We start from the raw sequence: 18,456 nt of genomic DNA, 5'->3' as shown, positions 1-18,456 counted from the left end.
TGATTGAGAGTAATGCATACGCTCCTAGATTTTCTCCAGACAGGCATAGTAGAAACCATCCATGGTCGCTTCACCAGGCAGGGTCTGCCGGCCCGGCGCACGGGGGTGCCCCAACTCCGCCTCGATCGGCCGTTCACGGGCGTCCGCGGTCTGGGCGAGGAAACGCGCCACCTGACCCTCATTCTCTTCCGCCAACAGCGAACAGGTGGCATACAGCAGCCGGCCACCCGGCTTCAGCAGCGGCCAGACGGCCTGCAGGATATGCCCCTGGGTCCGCACCAGGGCGGCAATGTCCCCTTCCCGGCGTAACAGCTTGATATCGGGATGGCGACGCATCACCCCGGTGGCCGAACAGGGTACGTCCAGCAGGATGCGGTCGTATTGCCGGGCGCCCCAGTCACCCCGCGGATCGGCCGCATCCCCCGGCACGATCTCGGCCGTCACCCCCAGCCGCGCCAGGTTCTGGCGCACCCGCTCCAGGCGGCGCGGCTCCAGGTCCATGGCGGTGAGCCGGACCGGCGCCGATTCCAGGATATGCCCCGACTTGCCGCCCGGCGCGGCGCAGGCGTCCAGCACCAGCTGGCCGGGCCGCAGATCCAGCAGCGGCGCCGCCAGTTGCGCCCCGCCGTCCTGCACCGAGACCCGGCCCTCGGCAAACCCGGGCAGTTCCGTCGCATCCATCGGTTTCCCCAGGATCAGGCCGGAGGGCACCCGGGGAATGGGGGTCGCCTCGATATTCGACGCCGCCAGCAGCGCCAGGTACTGTTCCCGGCTGTTGGCCGCCAGATTGACCCGCAGGCTCATGGGCGGATGTTCGTTGGTCGCCTGCAGGATCGCCTCCCAGTGGTCGGGCCAATCGCGGCGGATACGCTGGTACAGCCAGCCGGGCACGGCGTAGCGGCTGAGGGGGTCGGCATCCGCGGCCGCCAGCAGCGCCTCGCGCTCGCGCTGGAAGCGGCGCAGCAGGGCGTTGATCAGCCCCACCGCCCAGGTTTTGCCCAGCAGCCGGGCCGCCTCCACCGTCTCCGCCACCGCGGCGTGGGGCGCCACCCGCATATAGATCAGTTGGTAGAGACCGAGCAGGATCAGCGCCTGCACCTCCCCCTCCCTGGGCTTGATCGGTTTGCTCAGCAGTTGCCCGGCGATCCGCTCCAGCCGCGGGCGCCAGCGCGCCACTCCGAAGCAGAACTCCTGCACCAGCCCGCGGTCGCGCGGCGCGACCGCATCCAGTCCCGGTTCGAGCAGATCGGAGATCGAGCGGCCGGCGGCCAGTTGGCGCAACAGCTGCGCCGCCACCACGCGCGGGTTGCCTAGGGCGGCGGCTTTCATAAGCTTGACTGTACTGGTGGCGGATTAACCAAGTATCACCCCTTGCGGATCATGGGCATTGAGGAAGTCGGCGGCACTCATGGCCCGCTTGCCCGGCAACTGCAGCGAACGGATGCGCAACAGCCCCTCCCCGGTAGCTACATCGATGCCGTCGCGGCCACAGGCCACCACGGTCCCCGGCGCGGCCGCCACCGGGCCGGGCAGCGGCGTACTCTCCCAGATACGCAGCACCTCGCCCGCCATCCGGGTCTGCGCCACCGGCCAGGGGTTGAAGGCGCGCACCTGACGGTCCAGCGCCCGCGCATCCCGGCTCCACTCCAGGGTGGACTCCGCCTTCTCCAGCTTGCCGGCGTAGTTGGCCAGCGCCTCGTCCTGGGGCTCCGCCTCCAGGGTGCCCTCGGCAATACCCGGCAGCGCCGCCATCAGCGCCTCGGCCCCCAGCTCGGAGAGCCGGTCGTGCAGGGCGCCGCCGGTCTCGTCCACGCCGATCGCCAGTTCCCGCTTCAGCAGCATCGGCCCGGTATCCAGCCCGGCCTCCATCTCCATGATGGTGATCCCGGTGCGTTCGTCGCCGGCCAGCACCGCGCGCTGGATCGGTGCCGCGCCGCGCCAGCGCGGCAGCAGCGAGGCGTGGATGTTGATGCAGCCCAGCCGTGGTGCATCCAGCACCCGCTGCGGCAGGATCAGGCCGTAGGCCACCACTACCATCAGATCGGCCTGCAGCGCCTCCAGGGCGGCCAGGTCCTCCGCCGCACGGAAGTTATTCGGCTGATACACCGGGATGGCATGTTCCAGTGCCAGCCGCTTGACCGGACTGGCAGTCAGTTTGCGGCCGCGCCCGGCCGGCCGGTCGGGCTGGCTGTAGACCGCCACCACCTGGTGGGGAGAGCGGATCAGTGCATGTAGCGGGGGGACCGAGAACTCGGGGGTTCCGGCAAATATGATCTTCAGCGCGTCACTCATTATTATTCTCGATTCTCGTGGCCGCTCAGGCCGTCACGACGGGAATCACGGAGCGTACGGAAACCGTGGCGGCTCCATTCAAAGCGGCTCAAAGCGCTTGGCCGACCGCATCCGGATGCTCCTGCCGGCTCTCTTTTTCCAGCTTCTTGCGGATCCGCTGCCTCTTCAGATTGGACAGGTTGTCGATGAACAGCTTACCCTCCAGGTGGTCCAGTTCATGCTGGATACAGACCGCCAGCAGGTCGTCCGCCTCAAATTCGATGGCCTCGCCGTCCAGATTCTGCGCCCGCACCTTGATATCGGTCGCCCTGACGACCGGTTCAAACACCCCGGGCACCGACAGACAGCCCTCGTCCATCTTGTGTTCGCCGTGCTTCTCCAGGATCACCGGATTGACCAGGCAGAGCGGGTCATCATGATTTTCCGAGACATCGATCACCACCAGCCGGCGCGGGTCGTTCACCTGAATCGACGCCAGGCCGATACCGGGGGCCTGGTACATGGTTTCCAGCATATCGGCGGCCAGTTTGCGCAAATCAGCGTCAAAAGTTTTCACAACCTGTGCTTTATTACGCAATCTGGGGTCGGGAAAATGGAGTATGTTCAGAATTGCCATTGGGTTTTCCGTCAATCTATAGTACAAAGCTAGAATAATTCGCTAACATTATGATGATACAGGATTCTGGGCCACCCATCCGGCCGGATTTACTGGTCATCCGGAACCAACAGTCAACGCAAAGGGATCGCCATGTCTACGTCTAGCAACAAGCTCGCCTGCCTGGTATTTGGCCTGCTCATCTCCTGGGGCGCACTGGCTGCCGAACCGGTCGCCGTCAATCCCGACCACCCCGACCGGTACGTGGTGGTCAAGGGGGACACCCTGTGGGATATCGCCGGACGCTTCCTGCGGGATCCCTGGCTCTGGCCCGATGTCTGGTATGTCAATCCGCAGATCGCCAACCCGCACCTGATCTACCCCGGTGATATTATCACAATGACCTATGTAAACGGGCAGCTGCGTCTGGGTCTGGAACGTGGTTCGCTGGTGCAGCTCTCGCCCCAGATCCGTTCCACGCCGCTGGATGGCGCCATCCCGGCCATCCCGATCGATGCCATCCACCAGTTCCTCACCCGTCCCTATGTCATGGATCAGGATCAGCTGGACAGTGCCCCGTACGTGGTCGCCTTCGCCGAAGAGCACATTCTCGGCAGCAATGACGTCAAGGCCTATGTCCGCGCCATCGACACTACAGACAACAGAAAATTTGATGTGGTTCGGCCAGGCGACGCCTACAAGGACGCCGAGACCGGTGAAATCCTCGGTTACGAGGCGCTCTACATCAGCAGCAGCGATCTGCTGCAGCCCGGCGACCCGGCCACCCTGATGCTCAGCAACATGGAGCTGGAGACCGTCAAGGGCGACCGCCTGTTGCCGGTGGTAGCGGACACCCCGCTGAACACCTTCTTCCCTGCCGCGCCCAAGCAGGAGGTCAACGGCAGCATCATCTCGGTGCTCAACGGGGTCACCCAGATCGGCCAGTTCAATGTGGTGGTCCTGGACCGTGGCGCCAGTGACGGCCTTGAGCCCGGCAGCGTCCTGACCATCGACCACCGGGGCGAGACCATTCGGGACGTCGTCTCCAAGACCGCCGGGGAGACCGTGACCCTGCCGGACGAGCCGGCCGGCACCCTGATGGTGTTCCGCACCTTCGACCGGGTCAGTTTCGCCCTGATCATGAAGGCCAGCCGCGCCATTCACGTGCTGGACCGGGTGCATAACCCCTAAGGGGATGATTCAGCAATACTGAATTTGGCGGGGCTCAGCATCAGTGTCTCCAGGAGCCTGGAGAACCACGGATTCACACAGATAACACGGATTCGGAATCTTCATCTCCTGATCTGTGTGAATCCGTGTCCATCCGTGGTTTCTTCTTGACCGGGCCTGGATAACTAAACGACTATTGAAAGCCATACTCAGGACTTACCGAGGATTTTCACGCGCCGATGTCCATTCAGGAGAAGAGTGACCCGGTCACTCGGCAGACCAGGGAAGGGAACTGCGAACATCCGGCGGCCGACCCCGCTTACTGGCTGGCGCTGCTGCACACCCCGGGACTCGGCAGCCGCGGTATCAACCGCTTGCTGGGCTTCAGCGGCGGGGATCCCTACCCCCTGTTCGGCGCCCAGCATCCCGCCCACAACGGACTTCGGCCGGAGAGCATCGCCTGGTTGCGCGCCCCGGACTGGGATCGGGTGGAACGGGACCTGCGCTGGCTGGAGGGGGACGACCGCACCCTCCTCACCCTGCGGGACGCCCGCTATCCGGCACTGCTCAAGGAGATCGAAGACCCGCCTCCCCTGCTGTTCGTTCAGGGCGACCCGTCAATCCTGGAGATGGCACAACTGGCAATCGTCGGCTCCAGGAACCCGACCCCGAGCGGCCAGCAGACCGCCATGGATTTCGCCCGCTTTCTGGCCCAAGCCGGCCTGGTGATCACCAGCGGGCTGGCCGCGGGTATCGATGGCGCGGCCCACCGCGGCGCGTTGCGGACCGACACGCCCACCCTGGCGGTCACCGGCACCGGCCTGGACCGGGTCTATCCCGCCAGCCACCGCGACCTCGCCCACCGAATTGCCGAACAAGGCGCGCTGATCTCGGAACTGCCGCCCGGCACCCCGCCGCTGCCGGCCAATTTCCCGCGCCGCAACCGCATCATCAGTGGCCTCAGTATCGGCACCCTGGTGGTAGAGGCGGCGCAGAAGAGCGGCTCACTGATCACCGCACGGCTGGCCACGGACCAGGGGCGGGAGGTATTCGCCATACCGGGCTCCATCCACAACCCGCTGGCCCGCGGTTGCCATGCGCTGATCCGCCAGGGGGCCAAACTGGTGGAGACGGCGGAAGACATCCTGGAGGAGCTGGGACCACTGCTCGGCAGCCTGGTCGCGGCAGCCACGCAAGCGGCGGATCCGGTCGAACCCGAGCCGAGGAAATGGGACCAGGAGTACCAACAACTGATGGCGGCCCTGGATTTTGATCCAGCACCGGTGGATCTGCTGATTCAGCGCAGCGGATTGACCGCGGACGCGGTTTCCTCCATGCTTCTGCTACTTGAGCTTGAAGGTTTTGTCTCAGCTGCGCCCGGCGGACGTTATAGTCGAACCGGAAAGATGGGCACCGAACCCCAATAGTTTGCAGATTTTCCCAGATTTTACCGGCATTTATTGGCATTGCCAGGAGTCTGTCGGCTTGACCGACAGGCTCCCAGTGAAGGACGCAGCATGAACGAAAACGTAGTCGATATCCTGATCTACCTCTATGAGAACTACATGGACAGTGATCAGGACTCTATTTCCGACCAGGGCCAGATCCATGATGAACTGATCCAGGCCGGCTTTCCCGAGCAGGAGGTCGATAAGGCCTTCCAATGGATGGACGAACTGGCCGAACGGCAGACGCCGGATAACTTCCACCACCAGCCCCAGGGCGCCATGCGCATCTACACCGCGGATGAGCAGCGCCGCATCGATACCGATTCACGCGGCCTGCTGATGTTCCTGGAACAGAACGCCATCCTTGAACCGGCAGGGCGTGAGCTGGTGATCGACCGGGCCATCGCCCTGGGCACCCCTACCATCGGGGTCGAAGAGATCAAGTGGGTCGTACTGATGGTGTTGATCAACCAACCGGGCCAGGAGAGCGCTTTTGCACAGATGGAAGAGTTGGTGTACAACGACATCCCTGCCTATCTGCACTAAGGCGATTTCTGTCAATGAACATCCCGGCTTGCTGGTCTTTTCGTCCCCCTGCGGCGTTGCCCCAGGCATCACATAGTCCGACTATGCTCGCCTGGGGCGCCTTGCAGGGAAACGAAAATCCTACGCAATCCAGGATGTTCATATCCGGCAATCGCCTAATAACCCGTTTGGGTCCGTCAGACTGACAATTTTCTTACTGCTGAATGCTCGCGGACAGACCATCCTCTGTCTGCATTGATAAATTTAGCTGACAACTTTAAACAACCGAACCGATCCGATCCGATGAAGCTGGTAATTGTAGAATCACCCGCCAAATGTAAAACCATCAAGAAATACCTGGGTCCGGACTACGAGGTGCTGGCCTCCTACGGCCATGTCCGGGACCTGGTGCCGAAAGAGGGGGCGGTGGATCCCGACAACGATTTCAGCATGAAGTACCAGGTCATCGAACGTAACGACCGGCATGTGCAGGCGATCGCCAAGGCGCTGAAGAAGTCGGACACCCTGCTGCTGGCAACTGACCCGGATCGCGAAGGCGAGGCGATCTCCTGGCATCTCTATGAGCTGCTGAATAACCGCAAGCTGCTGAAGGACAAGGAAGTACAGCGCGTGGTGTTCAATGAGATCACCCAGAAGGCGATCCGGGAGGCGGTGGCGAAACCCCGCACCCTCTCCATGGACCTGGTCAACGCCCAGCAGGCACGGCGTGCCCTGGATTATCTGGTGGGCTTCAATCTGTCGCCGCTGCTGTGGAAAAAGATCCGCCGCGGCCTCTCGGCGGGACGGGTGCAGAGCCCGGCCCTGCGCATGATCGTCGAGCGCGAGGAGGAGATCGAGGCCTTCGTCAGCCGGGAATACTGGACCATCGAGGCGGACCTGAGCAAACAGGCGCAGCCGTTCAGCGCCAAGCTGACCCACTACCAGGGTAACAAGCTCGATCAGTTCGACATCGACAACGGCGAGGCGGCCACGGCCGCCGAACAGCAGCTGCTGGCGGCCGCCGGCGGCCGGCTGAAGGTGGAGCAGGTCCAGAAGAAGCAGCGCAAGCGCAACCCGGCCGCTCCCTTCACCACCTCGACCCTGCAGCAGGAGGCCGCGCGCAAGCTCGGCTTCACCGCGCAGCGAACCATGCGCACCGCGCAACAGCTGTACGAGGGCATCGACACCGGCGGCGGCGCTATCGGCCTGATCACCTACATGCGTACCGATTCGGTCAATCTCTCCGACGACGCCGTCGGCGAACTGCGCGAATTCATCGCCGGCCAGTACGGTGCCGAGCAACTGCCCGCGCAGCCGCGCAGCTTCAAGACCAAGTCAAAAAACGCCCAGGAGGCGCACGAGGCGATCCGCATCACCTCGGTGCAGCGCACCCCGGAGTCGCTGCTCAGCCACCTGACCAAGGACCAGTACCGGCTCTACGAACTGATCTGGAAGCGCACCGTCGCCTGCCAGATGATCCACGCCACCATCGACACCGTGGCGGCGGATCTCTCCTGCGGAGCGGGCAACAACTTCCGCGCCAACGGCTCCACCGTAGCCAACGCGGGCTTCATGACCGTCTACATGGAGAGCGTCGATGACGCCAAGAAGGGCGATGGCGACGAGAAACTGCTGCCGCCGCTGCAAGAGGGCGAACTGATCACCCTGAACGGGATCCGTCCGGAACAGCACTTCACCGAGCCGCCACCACGCTACAGCGAGGCGAGTCTGGTCAAGGCCCTGGAGGAGCACGGCATCGGCCGCCCCTCCACCTACGCCGCGATCATCTCCACCCTGCAGGATCGCGAATACGTGCAGTTGGAGAAGAAACGCTTCCACCCCAGCGACGTCGGCCGGGTGGTTAACAGGTTCCTGACCCAGTACTTCACCCGCTACGTGGACTACGACTTTACCGCGCGGCTGGAAGACGAACTGGACGCCATCGCGCGCGGCGAACAGGAGTGGGTGCCGCTGCTGCGCCAGTTCTGGGCGCCCTTCAAGGAGCGCATCGACCATACCGAAGAGAACGTCAAGCGTAGCGATGTGACCCACGAAGCCCTGGATGAGGCCTGCCCCAGTTGTGGCAAGCCGCTCTCCATCCGCCTGGGACGGCACGGCCGCTTCATCGGCTGCACCAACTACCCCGAGTGCGACTACACCCGCGATCTGAACGGCGACAAGCGGGAGCAGGAAGAGCCGACCATCGTCGAGGGCAGGCAGTGTCCCGAATGCCAGTCCGACCTGGTGATCAAACGGGGCAAGTACGGCAAGTTCATCGGCTGCAGCAACTATCCCGCCTGTCGTCACATCGAGCCGCTGGAGAAACCTGAAGATACCGGTGTCACCTGTCCGAAATGCGCCAAGGGCACGCTGATGAAGCGCAAATCGCGCCGCGGCAAGATATTTTACTCCTGCTCCACCTACCCGGGTTGTGATTACGCCACCTGGAACGAGCCGATTGCCGAGCCCTGCCCCAGCTGCGGCTGGCCCATCCTCACCATCAAGACCACCAAGCGCAATGGCACCGAGAAGGTCTGCCCGCAGAAGGAGTGCTCCTTTTCAGAGCCGGTCGAGGAGTCCTGAGCGGTCAGCGGTCCCGCCCGCTCATTTCAAAAATTGCTCATGAAGAACGGGGGGAAGCCACCCCTCGTCGGGGTTGAATTGATCGGAACAGAGCCCCGGAAAACTTGTAGGATGCGGTGAGTGAAGCGAACCGCATCAAAGGGGTGCTGCCGTTTCCAGCGAGGCTTGGTGCGGTTCGCAAGCTCACCGCACCCTACGTCCACAAACATCCACTGAATGCCAGATGAGCTCCCGCCAAGGCACCAAGAGCGCGGAGTTTAAAATAGAGCGCCTGCTTTCCCCAGCGCGCCTGGCATTCTTGCAAGAGTTGCCCGGAACACGCGGTCTAATCCAGCATGACCTGGATAAAGTCGCACTCCTGCCAGCCATCCTCACAAGGACAGGCCTCCAGCAGCCTTTCCAGCTTTGCCCGCCGCCGGTTCAGCTCCTCAAACTGATTCAACACCAGTTCATGCTGCCGCTGGATCCGTTCCTGAACCCGGGAGCACTCGATTTCGTCGTTTTCCGGATAACAGAGCTTCAGCAATTCCGTCACGCTGCGCAGCGGGAAACCCAGGCCCCGGCAGTTCTTGATGAAACGGACCCGCTCAATCATCTTCAGGGGGTAGGTCCGGTAACCGGATTTGTTCCGGGGCGGGCCGTCGATCAACCCCTTCTGTTCATAAAAACGTATCGCCGATACACTGATCCCCGCACGCTGGGCAAGCTGCCCGATAGTCAACACTTCATCCATAAACCTCCTTAAATCACTTTTATATCAAGTGAATACAAGGTCGACTCTAAAGCCTAAACCCACTGCAGGGTCAACAGAATTCAGCAGATCGCACGCCAGACTCCGGGCAGGTCGGTTCTGTGCGATGAATGCGGGAAATAGGTGTGACTTTTAGCGGCCTCCAGTGCTGACATATCTCAGCGGAATCCTGGTTAACGCCGTGATGCCTAAAAAATCACCTGGCTTGATATTTCGCATCGCGTAGAATCGGCACAACACTTAATATCAATCTAGACTATCCGGCACCCTGCCGTGACCTGCCCGTCATACCCAGCCGAATAAGAAACAGCCAACCCTCGGAGTACTGAAACCATGCCCATCAGCAAAAAGTGGGTCATCCTGATCCCGGTCGTCGCCGGTGTCGCCGCCCTGATGGCGCTCAAACAGAGCAGTAATCCACCGCTACAGGAGGCGCGCCAGGAGCAGGCCCGCCTGGTGCGCGTGATCCGCGCGCCCAGCCTCGACGTAATACCGACCGCCCAGGGACACGGCACCGTCAGGCCCAGCCGCACCTGGGAGGCGGTGGCCCAGGTCAAGGGCAAGATCGTGGAGAAACTGCCGGCGCTGCAGAAGGGGGCCATCCTGGAGGCGGAGAGCCTGATCCTGCGCATCGACCCGGCGGATTACGAGCTGGCCATCGCCCAGGCCGAGGCGGATATCCAGGCCACCCGGGCGCAGCTCGACGAACTGGCCGCCAAGGCCAGCAATACCGAGGCATCGCTGAAGATCGAGCAGTCCGCCCTGGGGTTAAACCGGAAAGAGCTGGAGCGCAAGCGCCAACTGGTGGGCAAGGGGGGCATCAGCCGCTCCGACCTGGAGAGCCAGGAACGCAGCCTGCTGGCCCAGCAACAGAGCGTGCAGGCGCAGGTCAACACCCTTAACCTGTTCCCCAGCCAGAAGGCACTGCTGGAGGCACAGCAGGCACGCCACATGGCCACCCTGGCGAGCGCGCGCCGCAGCCTCGCCAATACCGAGATCCGCCTCCCCTTCACCAGCCGGATTGCCGAGGTGAACGTGGAACAGGGGCAGTATGTGCGCGAGGGTGAACTGCTGGTGGCCGCCGACGCCCTGGACAAGGCCGAGATCGAGATCCAGATCCCCATCACCCAGATGAGCCACCTGGTGCACGCCGGCCGCCCCATCGATGTGCTCAACCTGGACCCGGGCGATGCCCTGCAGCAGATCGGGCTGAGCGCTACGGCCACGCTGCGGGAGAACGGGTTGAGTGCCTCCTGGGAGGCCCGCTTCGCCCGATTGAGCGATACCCTGGACCCGAAAACGCGCACCGTCGGGGTGATTGTCGAGGTGGACGAGCCCTATGCCAACGTGATGCCGGGCCGCCGGCCACCACTGGTGAAGGGGCTGTTTGTCCAGGTCACCCTGGCCGGCAAGGCCCGCCCCGACAGCCTGGTGGTGCCGCGCTCCGCCCTGCATGCCGGGCGCCTCTACGTGGTGAACGGGCAGCAGCGGCTGGAGATCCGTGAGGTGGAGGTGGAGATGCTGCAACCCGGCTTCGCCACCATCACCGCCGGACTGCAGCCGGGGGAACAGGTGGTAATCTCGGACCTGGTGCCGGCCATCCAGGAGATGCTGCTCAAACCGGTCCAGGACCCGGCGACTGAACAGCGCCTGGCACGCCTGGCGGCCGGGGAGCAGACGCCATGATCGCCTTCTTTGCCCGTCACCCGACGGCAGGAAACCTGCTGATGCTGTTTCTGGCGGTACTGGGGCTCTCCACCCTGCCCGGCCTGCAGCGCGAGACCTTTCCCGATTTCGCCGCCGAGCAGCTGCAGATCACCGTCGCCTACCCCGGGGCCAGCGCCGAGGACGTGGAGGAGGCGATCTGCCAGCGTCTGGAGGACGCCATCGATGGCGTCAGTGAAGTGGAAGAGCTGCGCTGCGAGGCGCGCGAGGGGGTCGCCATCGCGGTGGCGGAGATGGTGGAGGGGGGCGACATGGCCCGCTTCATGGATGATATCAAGAGCGAGGTGGAGGCGATCAACACCTTCCCCGCGGAGACCGAGCTGCCGGTGATCAAGGAGCTGGGGCGCACCGACAACGTGGTGGCCATCGCCATCACCGGCCCCATGTCGGTGAGCGACCTGAAGGCCTACGCCGAGCAGGTCAAGGAGCGGATGCAGCGGCTGGCGGAGATCTCGCAGGTCGAGATCAACGGCTTTTCCGACCACCAGCTGCGCATCGAGGTGCCGGCCCGGGCCCTGCTGCAGTATGGTATCAGCATGGCGGACGTGGCCGACAGCGTGCGCCGCCAGGGCATCGACCTGCCCGCCGGCTCCCTGGAGACGGCCGACCGCGACCTGCTGATCCGCTTCACCGATCTGCGGCGCAGCCCCGATGAGCTGGCGGACCTGACCGTAGTGAGTGCCAACTCCGGCGCCGAGATCCGGCTCGGCGACATCGCCCGCATCAGTGACCGCTTCGAGCTGGACGAGGAGCAGGTGCTGTTCAACGGCCAGCGCGCCGCCCTGCTGCAGGTGATCAAGACCAAGCAGCAGGACACCATCAAGGTGATGGACGCGGTGAGTCGTTTCCTGGAGCGGGAGCTGCGCCCCGGCGCCCCCCGCGGAGTGCAATTTCATATCACCCAGGACCGCTCCTCCATCGTCAAGGACCGTCTCGGCCTGCTGCTGAAGAATGGCGGCCAGGGGCTGGTGCTGGTGTTCCTGGTGATGTGGCTGTTCTTCCAGGGGCGCTTCGCCTTCTGGGTTGCGATGGGGCTGCCGGTCTCCTTCCTTGGCGCCCTGTTTTTCATGAGCATCCTCGGCCTGACCATCAACATGATCACCATGGTGGCGCTACTGATCGCCATCGGTCTGCTGATGGATGACGCCATCGTCATCGCCGAGAACATCGCCACCCGGCTGCGCCGCGGCAACGGCGCCATGCGGGCGGCCATCGACGGCACCCGCCAGGTCTCTCCCGGGGTTATCTCCTCGTTTCTCACCACCGTCTCGGTGTTCGGCCCGCTGGCGTTTCTCTCCGGGCACATGGGCAAGGTGCTGCAGTTCATCCCCATGGTGCTGCTGCTGGTGCTGGCGATCAGCCTGATCGAGGCGTTCCTGATCCTGCCCCATCACCTGGCCCACTCCCTGAAAAACCACGAGCAGGAAGCGAGTCGCTTCCGCCAGGCCTTCGACAGCCGCCTGATCCATTTCCGCGACCACACGGTGGGCCATCTGGTGGACTGGGCCATCCATCAGCGTTACTGGTTCATCGGCATGATCATCGCACTGTTCCTGCTCAGCATCGGCATGCTGGTGGGCGGTAAACTGAAATTCCAGTCCTTCCCGGACATCGAGGGGGACATTATCGAGGCGCGCATCCTGCTGCCCCAGGGCACGCCGCTGGCGCGCACCAAAGCGGTGGTCCGACAGGTGACCGATGCCATCCGCGTGGTGGACGACCACTTCGCCCCGCTGCAGCCGGACGGGCAGCGGCTGGTGCGCAACGTGCAGGTGCGCTTCAACAACAACCTGGACGCCAATGAAAGCGGGCCCCACCTGGCCACGGTCACGGTGGATCTGCTCACCGCCGAGGCGCGCAGCGGCCATCTGGACGATTACATCAATCTGTGGCGCGAAACCACCGGCGAGATCCCCGACCTGGTGGCACTGAACTTCAAGGAGCCGACCATCGGCCCGGGCGGAATCCCGCTGGAAATCCGCCTCACCGGCCCCGATCTGGACCAGCTCAAGCAGGCCTCGCTGGAGCTGCAGGGGTGGCTCGCCAGCTATCGCGGCACCTTTGACCTGTCGGACAACCTGCGACCCGGCAAACCGGAACTGCGGCTGCGCCTGCGCGACGGCGCCCTGGTCCTGGGCCTGGACGCCTCCACCATCGCCACCCAGCTGCGGGCCGCCTTCTACGGCACCACCGCCAGCGAGATCCAGATCGGCCCCGAGGCCTACGAGATCGACGTGCGGCTGGCCGCGGACGACCGTGCCAACCTGACCGACGTGGAGGGCTTCCGCATCACCACCGCCGCGGGCGATCAGGTACCCCTGAGTGCGGTGGTCCGGATCGAGGAGGCACGCGGTTTCTCGCGTATCCTGCGGGTCGACGGGGTACGCACCGTCACCATCAGCGGCGATCTCGATACCCGCGTGGCCAACGCGCGGGAGGTGATCAATCACACCCTTGCCAACTTCATCCCGGAACTGCTGAACCGCTATCCCGGCATGCAGGCGATGATCGAGGGGGAGTCCAAGGACACCGCCAAGACCGGTGGCTCCATGCTGCGCAGCTTCGCCATCGGCCTGGTGGGCATCTTCATCCTGCTCAGCTTCCAGTTCCGCAGCTATGTGGAGCCGCTGGTGGTGATGGCGATCATCCCGCTGGCCCTGATCGGCGTCATCTGGGGCCACCTGCTGATGGGGCTCAGCTTCACCATGCCCGGCATTATCGGCTTCGCCTCCCTGGCCGGCATCGTGGTCAACGACTCGATCCTGCTGGTGGAGTTTCTCAAGCTGCGGGTCAAGGAGGGACACCACATCATCGAGGCGGCCAAGATGGCCAGTCGCGACCGCTTCCGCGCCGTGCTGCTCACCTCCATCACCACCATCGCCGGGCTGACCCCGCTGCTGCTGGAGAAGAGCATGCAGGCCCAGGTGCTGGTACCACTGGCCACCAGCATCATCTTCGGTCTGCTGACCACCACCCTGCTGGTACTGCTGGTGGTGCCCGCCCTGTTCAGCATCCTGCACGACCTGGGCATCGCCACCACCGCCAAGGAGCTGGCTGCGATGGAGAGCGAAACCACCTGAGCCGTATTTAGGGGTCGGAGTCGAATGGCACTCAATTAGGCAGTCTATTCCCGTGAAAGTAAGTAGATCGTCATCCCGGCGCAGGCCGGAGGAGTGGTGCAGGAGGAGTGGTACAGGGATGTACCGTTTACGGACCTAAGGATGGAATCCAGACTGCTTGGGAAGGGGTCGGAGTCAAGCCGCCCGAACAAGAGATGATTTCCCGAAACCCCTGTGCGGCTTGACTCCGACCCCTGAGGACCCCCCCGACAACCCGGGGAGCTCCCGGTAATCATTTCATGCCTTTTATTAACCGGCGGATTGGTACACACTTCAGTCCAATAGCCAAATCACTCCGGAGCGGACGGATATGAAAGTAACCTGGGAATCGGGCGATGCCTATGAGCTCTACATGGGCCGCTGGAGCCGGCTGGTCGCCAAGCCCTTCCTCGACTGGCTGGACCCGGAGCCGGGGCTGCGCTGGCTGGATGTCGGCTGTGGAACCGGCCCGCTGAGCGATATCATCCTCAACCATTACAAGCCGGCCGAGCTGTATGCCGTGGACCAATCCGAGAGCTTCATCAAGTCCGCGCAGCTGCGCCTGCGCCAGGGCATCCAGCTGCGGGTCGGCGAGGCCACGGCCCTGCCGGTGGAGGACGCTGCCGTCGACATCACCGTCTCCGGCCTGCTGCTCAACATCCCGCCGGACCCCGACCGGGTGCTGCGGGAGATGGTGCGGGTTACCGCGGATAGCGGCAGTGTCGCCGCCTATGTCTGGGACTACGCCGGCAGCATGGAGATGCTGAATTACTTCTGGGATGCGGCGGTGGAGCTCAACCTGATGGCCGAGGTGATGCACGAGGGCAAGCGCTTTGCCGACTGCAACAAACCGGCGCTGCGCCAGCTGTTCAGTGACGCCGGCCTTGCCGATATCACCCTCACCTCGTTCGAGATCACCCAGGAGTTCCCCGACTTCGAGCAGTTCTGGGGACCGTTTCAGGCCGGCCAGGGCACCGCGCCGACCTATCTGCTGCAACAACCGGAGAGCGACCAGGCGGCCCTGCGCGAGCTGCTGCGGGAGCACCTGCCCACCGCCAGCGACGGCTCCATCCGCCTGCGCGCGCGCGCCTGGGCGATCAAGGGACGGGTCGAGAAGTCGCTCGCCACCCCGGACGATGCCACGACCGATTGATCAGCGGCTGTACCGGGAACTGCTGGCCGGGGCGTTTCACTGCTATTATTTCACCATACGGCGACCATTCCGGCAGCAGGCGACCTGGCTGGCGGAAAGGACAACGACGGAGGCCCATGCACAGATTGCTTTTAATCCCCCTGCTGATGCTGCTCACCGCCTGCGGCGGCATGGCACCAGCGCCGCAACAAGGAGCCGCCGTGCCGGCACCGGCGACCGTCCGGTCGGGGGAACTGGAGCAGGCGCTGCTGGCCAGTCTCTACCGGCAACATGAGGCGTGGCGGGGGACGCCGTACCGCATCGGCGGCCAGGACCGCGACGGTATCGACTGTTCCGGCTTCGTGCAGCTGACCTACCGCTCCCGACTGGGGGTGGCACTGCCACGCACCACCGGGCAGCAGGCGGGCAGCGGCCAGCCGGTGCGCCTGTCCGAGTTGAGTACCGGTGACCTGGTGTTTTTCAGGATCGACGGCAACACGCAGCATGTCGGCATCTACCTGGAACAGAACCGCTTTCTACACGCCTCGAAAAGCCGAGGCGTGATGATCTCCGCGCTGGACAGCCCCTACTGGCAATCGGTGTACTGGACATCCAGACGGGTCCTGTAACCCAACCGCCGCCGCGAACGCTGCTCCGGCCAATGCGACCGGCGCGGCATCTCGCCCAACCACAGATTCACGGTTTACACGTAATATGAGCACATTGATATTCATCGGCACCACGGCCCCGCTGGACAGCGACACCAGCAGTGCCATCGACAAGCAGCCGATCACCGGCCCACGGCACTGCGGCCGGGAGGGCCTGGAGGGGGACCAGCAGCAGGACCGGCGCCATCACGGTGGCGTGGAGCGCGCCCTGCACTATTATCCCCGGGAACATTACGTCTACTGGGAGGAGTTCTGGCAGGCTATGGCGCTACCGCCGCCGGCCAGCCGCCTGCTTCCCGGCGCCTTCGGCGAGAATCTGTCCGACACCGGGTTTACCGAGGAGCAGATCAATATCGGTGACATCTTCACCCTGGGCGAGGCGGTGCTGCAGGTCAGTCAGCCCCGCTCGCCCTGCTACAAGCTGAATCTCCGCTTTGGCTATCCCCAGATGTCTCTCATGATGCAGACCTCGGGCCGCACCGGCTGGCTGTACCGGGTGCTGCAGGAGGGCACGGTCGGCGCGGATGACATCCTGAAAATGCACGAACTCTCCAACTCGAATCTGTCGGTACGCACCTGCCTGGACATCCTCTACAACCGGCCATTCTGCCGTGAAGACCTGGAAATGCTGGCGGAACACAAGACACTGTCGCTGGGATGGAAACGCCACGCCGCCGACCGCCTGGAGAGCGGTCAGCCGGAGCGCTGGGGCAGGCGGCTGTTCAATCGCGAGTAAGGGCTCGCGCAAAAATAAGTTTCGGTATTCGGTCGCAACTGGACCCCGCTGGCGGCGTTACGCCCTCGGTACTGCGAAATTACTCTTGCGCGAGCCCTAAGTCCGCAGGGGCGGAGTCAAACCCACACTACAGCATCATTCCCGGGCATCGGGTTCGCAGCCCGGGGAATTCAGGCGGTGGCGAGCAGCGGGGTGACGGAACGGATCCAGCCGCACAGTTCGCAAGAGCAACTGGCGGTCTCGTGGTCCTGCCGTTTCAATTGCTGGGTGACGTACTCGTAACCAAACTGCAGCAACCGCACCAGTTCAGTGGTGGAGGCCTGCTTGAGCGCCGAACCGGCCAGGTACTCGCCGTAGCACCGGCACTCGAGGATATAGAGGCACTCGTTACACTCCTGCGCCTGATCGTTGAACCGGTAGTGTTCGGGACAGACTTGCCGTTTGATCTCCTGCTCCATCAGCAGGCGGGGAAAACCGAGCGCCGCGATAATCTGCTCACGCCTCTCCTGGACAATCTCTGACATGGTACCACTCTCCAAAACCCATCTGTCGACCCCTGCCCAGCCAGGACCGGACCCATCGCCCGCTGAACCTGTTCGACTTGCCGACTATACTTCCGACTGTGCCGGAAACCGGCACTCCCGAAGTGAATCCTAGCACAGGTACCGGAGCATAGGGGTTTCCCCTATGCATCCGCTTCGCCAATCGATCGGCAACAGACCACAGGAGAGGGGTTCGCCCATGACCACCTATCACGGCAGCTGCCACTGCGGCGACGTCCGCTTCACCTTTGAGCACGACGCAATCAGCAGCGGCCTGCACTGTAACTGCTCCATCTGTATCCGCAAGGGCGCCCTGATGTCCGACTTCATACTCCCGGCCGACCAGCTGCATATCGACGCCAAGCCGGGCGCCCTGGCCCTCTACCGGTTCGGCAACGGCGTGGCCAAACACTACTTCTGCAAACAGTGCGGCATCTACCCGTTCCACGAAACCCTGCGCATGCCCGGCCACTTCCGGCTCAACCTGGGCTGTATCGAAGGGCTCGATCCACTCAACATGGCGAGCAAGGTGTTTGACGGCAAGAGTCTGTGAGCCGGGGAATCGGCCGTTGCGTTCCAGGGTGAAGCGACTTAATATCCCAGGATTTGATTCACGGAGCCCGATACATGGACACTACCAATCCCTACCAGACCCCGGCGGCGACGGTCGAGCCGGCCGATATCCAGACTTACCAACCGCGTATTATCGCCGTCAGCGGGCGTATCGGGCGCCTGCGCTACATCGCCTACGGCACCGGCCTCATGCTGCTGTCCAACCTGCTCTTCGTTTTTCTCGGCACCCTGTCCGGTATCAGCGGCTCGGTGGGTATAGCGTCCGTCACCGGGGGCTACGGCCTGCTGCTGATCCTGCTCTATCTGTTCCTGTTCGCCATCGCCATCATCTACGCCAAGCGACGGCTCAATGACCTGAACCACACCGGCCTGCTCAGCCTGCTGCTTATCGTGCCGGTGGGAAACATTCTGCTGGCCCTCTACCTGCTGTTCGGCAGGGGCACCAGGGGCGCCAACCGTTATGGTCCGGCGCCGTGCGGCAATTCCATCGGGGTAAAGATCCTCGGACTGATGATCCCCGTTGTCATGGTGGTCGGCATCCTGGCGGCAATCGCCATACCCGCCTACCAGCAGTACCTGCAACGCGCAACGGTGATGCAGCAACAATGAACCCGTACC

At 63.5% G+C, this 18,456-nt stretch carries 15 protein-coding genes and 1 pseudogene; 11 read left to right on the top strand and 5 right to left on the bottom strand.

Annotated features, from left to right (window positions below; all coding sequences use genetic code 11):
• Positions 1-24: 24 nt before the first annotated feature.
• The 3 genes from rsmB to def form a co-directional block, all read right to left on the bottom strand.
• A complete protein-coding gene (rsmB, locus tag NPX02_RS17145; RefSeq protein WP_260295039.1) occupies positions 25-1,329 on the bottom strand; it encodes a 16S rRNA (cytosine(967)-C(5))-methyltransferase RsmB in 1,305 nt (434 codons plus the stop codon).
• Between the two features lie 24 nt (positions 1,330-1,353).
• Positions 1,354-2,292 carry a methionyl-tRNA formyltransferase gene (gene fmt, locus NPX02_RS17140; protein ID WP_335342596.1) on the bottom strand — a complete coding sequence of 313 codons (939 nt, stop codon included), beginning with the start codon at positions 2,290-2,292 and terminating at the stop codon, positions 1,354-1,356.
• An 88-nt stretch (positions 2,293-2,380) separates the two neighbouring features.
• A complete protein-coding gene (def, locus tag NPX02_RS17135; RefSeq protein ID WP_260295038.1) occupies positions 2,381-2,908 on the bottom strand; it encodes a peptide deformylase in 528 nt (175 codons plus the stop codon).
• 132 nt (positions 2,909-3,040) lie between these two features.
• Here def and NPX02_RS17130 point away from each other — a divergent pair, with 132 nt between their 5' ends.
• The 4 genes from NPX02_RS17130 (at position 3,041) to topA (ending at position 8,613) form a co-directional block, all read left to right on the top strand.
• The gene (locus NPX02_RS17130) at positions 3,041-4,078 is read left to right on the top strand and encodes a LysM peptidoglycan-binding domain-containing protein (RefSeq protein ID WP_260295037.1); all 1,038 of its coding nucleotides are present in this window, start codon (positions 3,041-3,043) and stop codon (positions 4,076-4,078) included.
• 218 nt (positions 4,079-4,296) lie between these two features.
• Positions 4,297-5,484, top strand: coding sequence for a DNA-processing protein DprA (dprA, locus tag NPX02_RS17125; RefSeq protein ID WP_260295036.1), 1,188 nt, complete (start codon positions 4,297-4,299; stop codon positions 5,482-5,484).
• A gap of 90 nt (positions 5,485-5,574) precedes the next feature.
• Positions 5,575-6,051, top strand: a complete 477-nt coding sequence (locus NPX02_RS17120) for a Smg family protein (protein ID WP_260295035.1) — start codon at positions 5,575-5,577, stop codon at positions 6,049-6,051.
• Between the two features lie 282 nt (positions 6,052-6,333).
• Positions 6,334-8,613 (top strand): type I DNA topoisomerase, encoded by a 2,280-nt coding sequence (topA, locus tag NPX02_RS17115; protein WP_260295034.1) that lies wholly within the window; start codon positions 6,334-6,336, stop codon positions 8,611-8,613.
• 325 nt (positions 8,614-8,938) lie between these two features.
• Here topA and NPX02_RS17110 read toward each other — a convergent pair whose 3' ends face one another.
• Positions 8,939-9,346 carry a MerR family transcriptional regulator gene (locus tag NPX02_RS17110; RefSeq protein WP_260295033.1) on the bottom strand — a complete coding sequence of 136 codons (408 nt, stop codon included), beginning with the start codon at positions 9,344-9,346 and terminating at the stop codon, positions 8,939-8,941.
• A 351-nt stretch (positions 9,347-9,697) separates the two neighbouring features.
• Here NPX02_RS17110 and NPX02_RS17105 point away from each other — a divergent pair, with 351 nt between their 5' ends.
• From NPX02_RS17105 to NPX02_RS17085, 5 genes are all read left to right on the top strand, one after another.
• Positions 9,698-11,050 (top strand): efflux RND transporter periplasmic adaptor subunit, encoded by a 1,353-nt coding sequence (locus tag NPX02_RS17105; RefSeq protein WP_260295031.1) that lies wholly within the window; start codon positions 9,698-9,700, stop codon positions 11,048-11,050.
• Complete coding sequence (locus NPX02_RS17100) at positions 11,047-14,169, top strand: efflux RND transporter permease subunit (protein ID WP_260295029.1); 3,123 nt, start codon at positions 11,047-11,049, stop codon at positions 14,167-14,169. Before NPX02_RS17105 ends, NPX02_RS17100 begins: the two co-directional genes overlap by 4 nt.
• 349 nt (positions 14,170-14,518) lie before the next feature.
• A complete protein-coding gene (locus tag NPX02_RS17095; protein WP_260295028.1) occupies positions 14,519-15,340 on the top strand; it encodes a class I SAM-dependent methyltransferase in 822 nt (273 codons plus the stop codon).
• A 116-nt stretch (positions 15,341-15,456) separates the two neighbouring features.
• On the top strand, positions 15,457-15,948 hold the full coding sequence (locus NPX02_RS17090; protein WP_260295026.1) for an NlpC/P60 family protein: 492 nt from the start codon (positions 15,457-15,459) through the stop codon (positions 15,946-15,948).
• A gap of 85 nt (positions 15,949-16,033) precedes the next feature.
• Positions 16,034-16,723 (top strand): MOSC domain-containing protein, encoded by a 690-nt coding sequence (locus tag NPX02_RS17085; RefSeq protein WP_260295025.1) that lies wholly within the window; start codon positions 16,034-16,036, stop codon positions 16,721-16,723.
• 170 nt (positions 16,724-16,893) lie between these two features.
• Here the strand turns inward: NPX02_RS17085 and NPX02_RS17080 are convergent, their stop codons facing one another.
• Positions 16,894-17,247: a hypothetical protein gene (locus tag NPX02_RS17080; RefSeq protein ID WP_260295024.1), complete on the bottom strand. Its 354-nt coding sequence runs from the start codon at positions 17,245-17,247 to the stop codon at positions 16,894-16,896.
• A 217-nt stretch (positions 17,248-17,464) separates the two neighbouring features.
• On the opposite strand from NPX02_RS17080, the gene NPX02_RS17075 reads away from it, so the two are divergent.
• Together NPX02_RS17075 and NPX02_RS17070 are read left to right on the top strand one after the other, a co-directional pair.
• Positions 17,465-17,818, top strand: a complete 354-nt coding sequence (locus tag NPX02_RS17075) for a GFA family protein (RefSeq protein ID WP_260295023.1) — start codon at positions 17,465-17,467, stop codon at positions 17,816-17,818.
• A 74-nt stretch (positions 17,819-17,892) separates the two neighbouring features.
• Positions 17,893-18,294 (top strand): annotated as a pseudogene (locus NPX02_RS17070) (DUF805 domain-containing protein); the annotation flags it as partial.
• Positions 18,295-18,456 lie beyond the last annotated feature (162 nt).

Origin of the sequence: Sedimenticola hydrogenitrophicus (assembly GCF_025175675.1) — a bacterium.
Lineage (GTDB): Bacteria > Pseudomonadota > Gammaproteobacteria > Chromatiales > Chromatiaceae > Sedimenticola > Sedimenticola hydrogenitrophicus.
Note: the sequence above shows the minus strand (reverse complement) of the source record. Positions and strands in the feature narration are given on the sequence as shown.

Coding starts and splice junctions, on each gene's coding strand:
- NPX02_RS17100 (WP_260295029.1), top strand. CDS start 11,047: ATGATCGCCTTCTTTGCCCGTCACCCGACGGCAGGAAACCTGCTGATG.
- NPX02_RS17095 (WP_260295028.1), top strand. CDS start 14,519: ATGAAAGTAACCTGGGAATCGGGCGATGCCTATGAGCTCTACATGGGC.
- dprA (WP_260295036.1), top strand. CDS start 4,297: ATGTCCATTCAGGAGAAGAGTGACCCGGTCACTCGGCAGACCAGGGAA.
- NPX02_RS17090 (WP_260295026.1), top strand. CDS start 15,457: ATGCACAGATTGCTTTTAATCCCCCTGCTGATGCTGCTCACCGCCTGC.
- NPX02_RS17080 (WP_260295024.1), bottom strand. CDS start 17,247: ATGTCAGAGATTGTCCAGGAGAGGCGTGAGCAGATTATCGCGGCGCTC.
- NPX02_RS17105 (WP_260295031.1), top strand. CDS start 9,698: ATGCCCATCAGCAAAAAGTGGGTCATCCTGATCCCGGTCGTCGCCGGT.
- NPX02_RS17130 (WP_260295037.1), top strand. CDS start 3,041: ATGTCTACGTCTAGCAACAAGCTCGCCTGCCTGGTATTTGGCCTGCTC.
- NPX02_RS17120 (WP_260295035.1), top strand. CDS start 5,575: ATGAACGAAAACGTAGTCGATATCCTGATCTACCTCTATGAGAACTAC.
- rsmB (WP_260295039.1), bottom strand. CDS start 1,329: ATGAAAGCCGCCGCCCTAGGCAACCCGCGCGTGGTGGCGGCGCAGCTG.
- NPX02_RS17075 (WP_260295023.1), top strand. CDS start 17,465: ATGACCACCTATCACGGCAGCTGCCACTGCGGCGACGTCCGCTTCACC.
- fmt (WP_335342596.1), bottom strand. CDS start 2,292: ATGAGTGACGCGCTGAAGATCATATTTGCCGGAACCCCCGAGTTCTCG.
- NPX02_RS17085 (WP_260295025.1), top strand. CDS start 16,034: ATGAGCACATTGATATTCATCGGCACCACGGCCCCGCTGGACAGCGAC.
- def (WP_260295038.1), bottom strand. CDS start 2,908: ATGGCAATTCTGAACATACTCCATTTTCCCGACCCCAGATTGCGTAAT.
- NPX02_RS17110 (WP_260295033.1), bottom strand. CDS start 9,346: ATGGATGAAGTGTTGACTATCGGGCAGCTTGCCCAGCGTGCGGGGATC.
- topA (WP_260295034.1), top strand. CDS start 6,334: ATGAAGCTGGTAATTGTAGAATCACCCGCCAAATGTAAAACCATCAAG.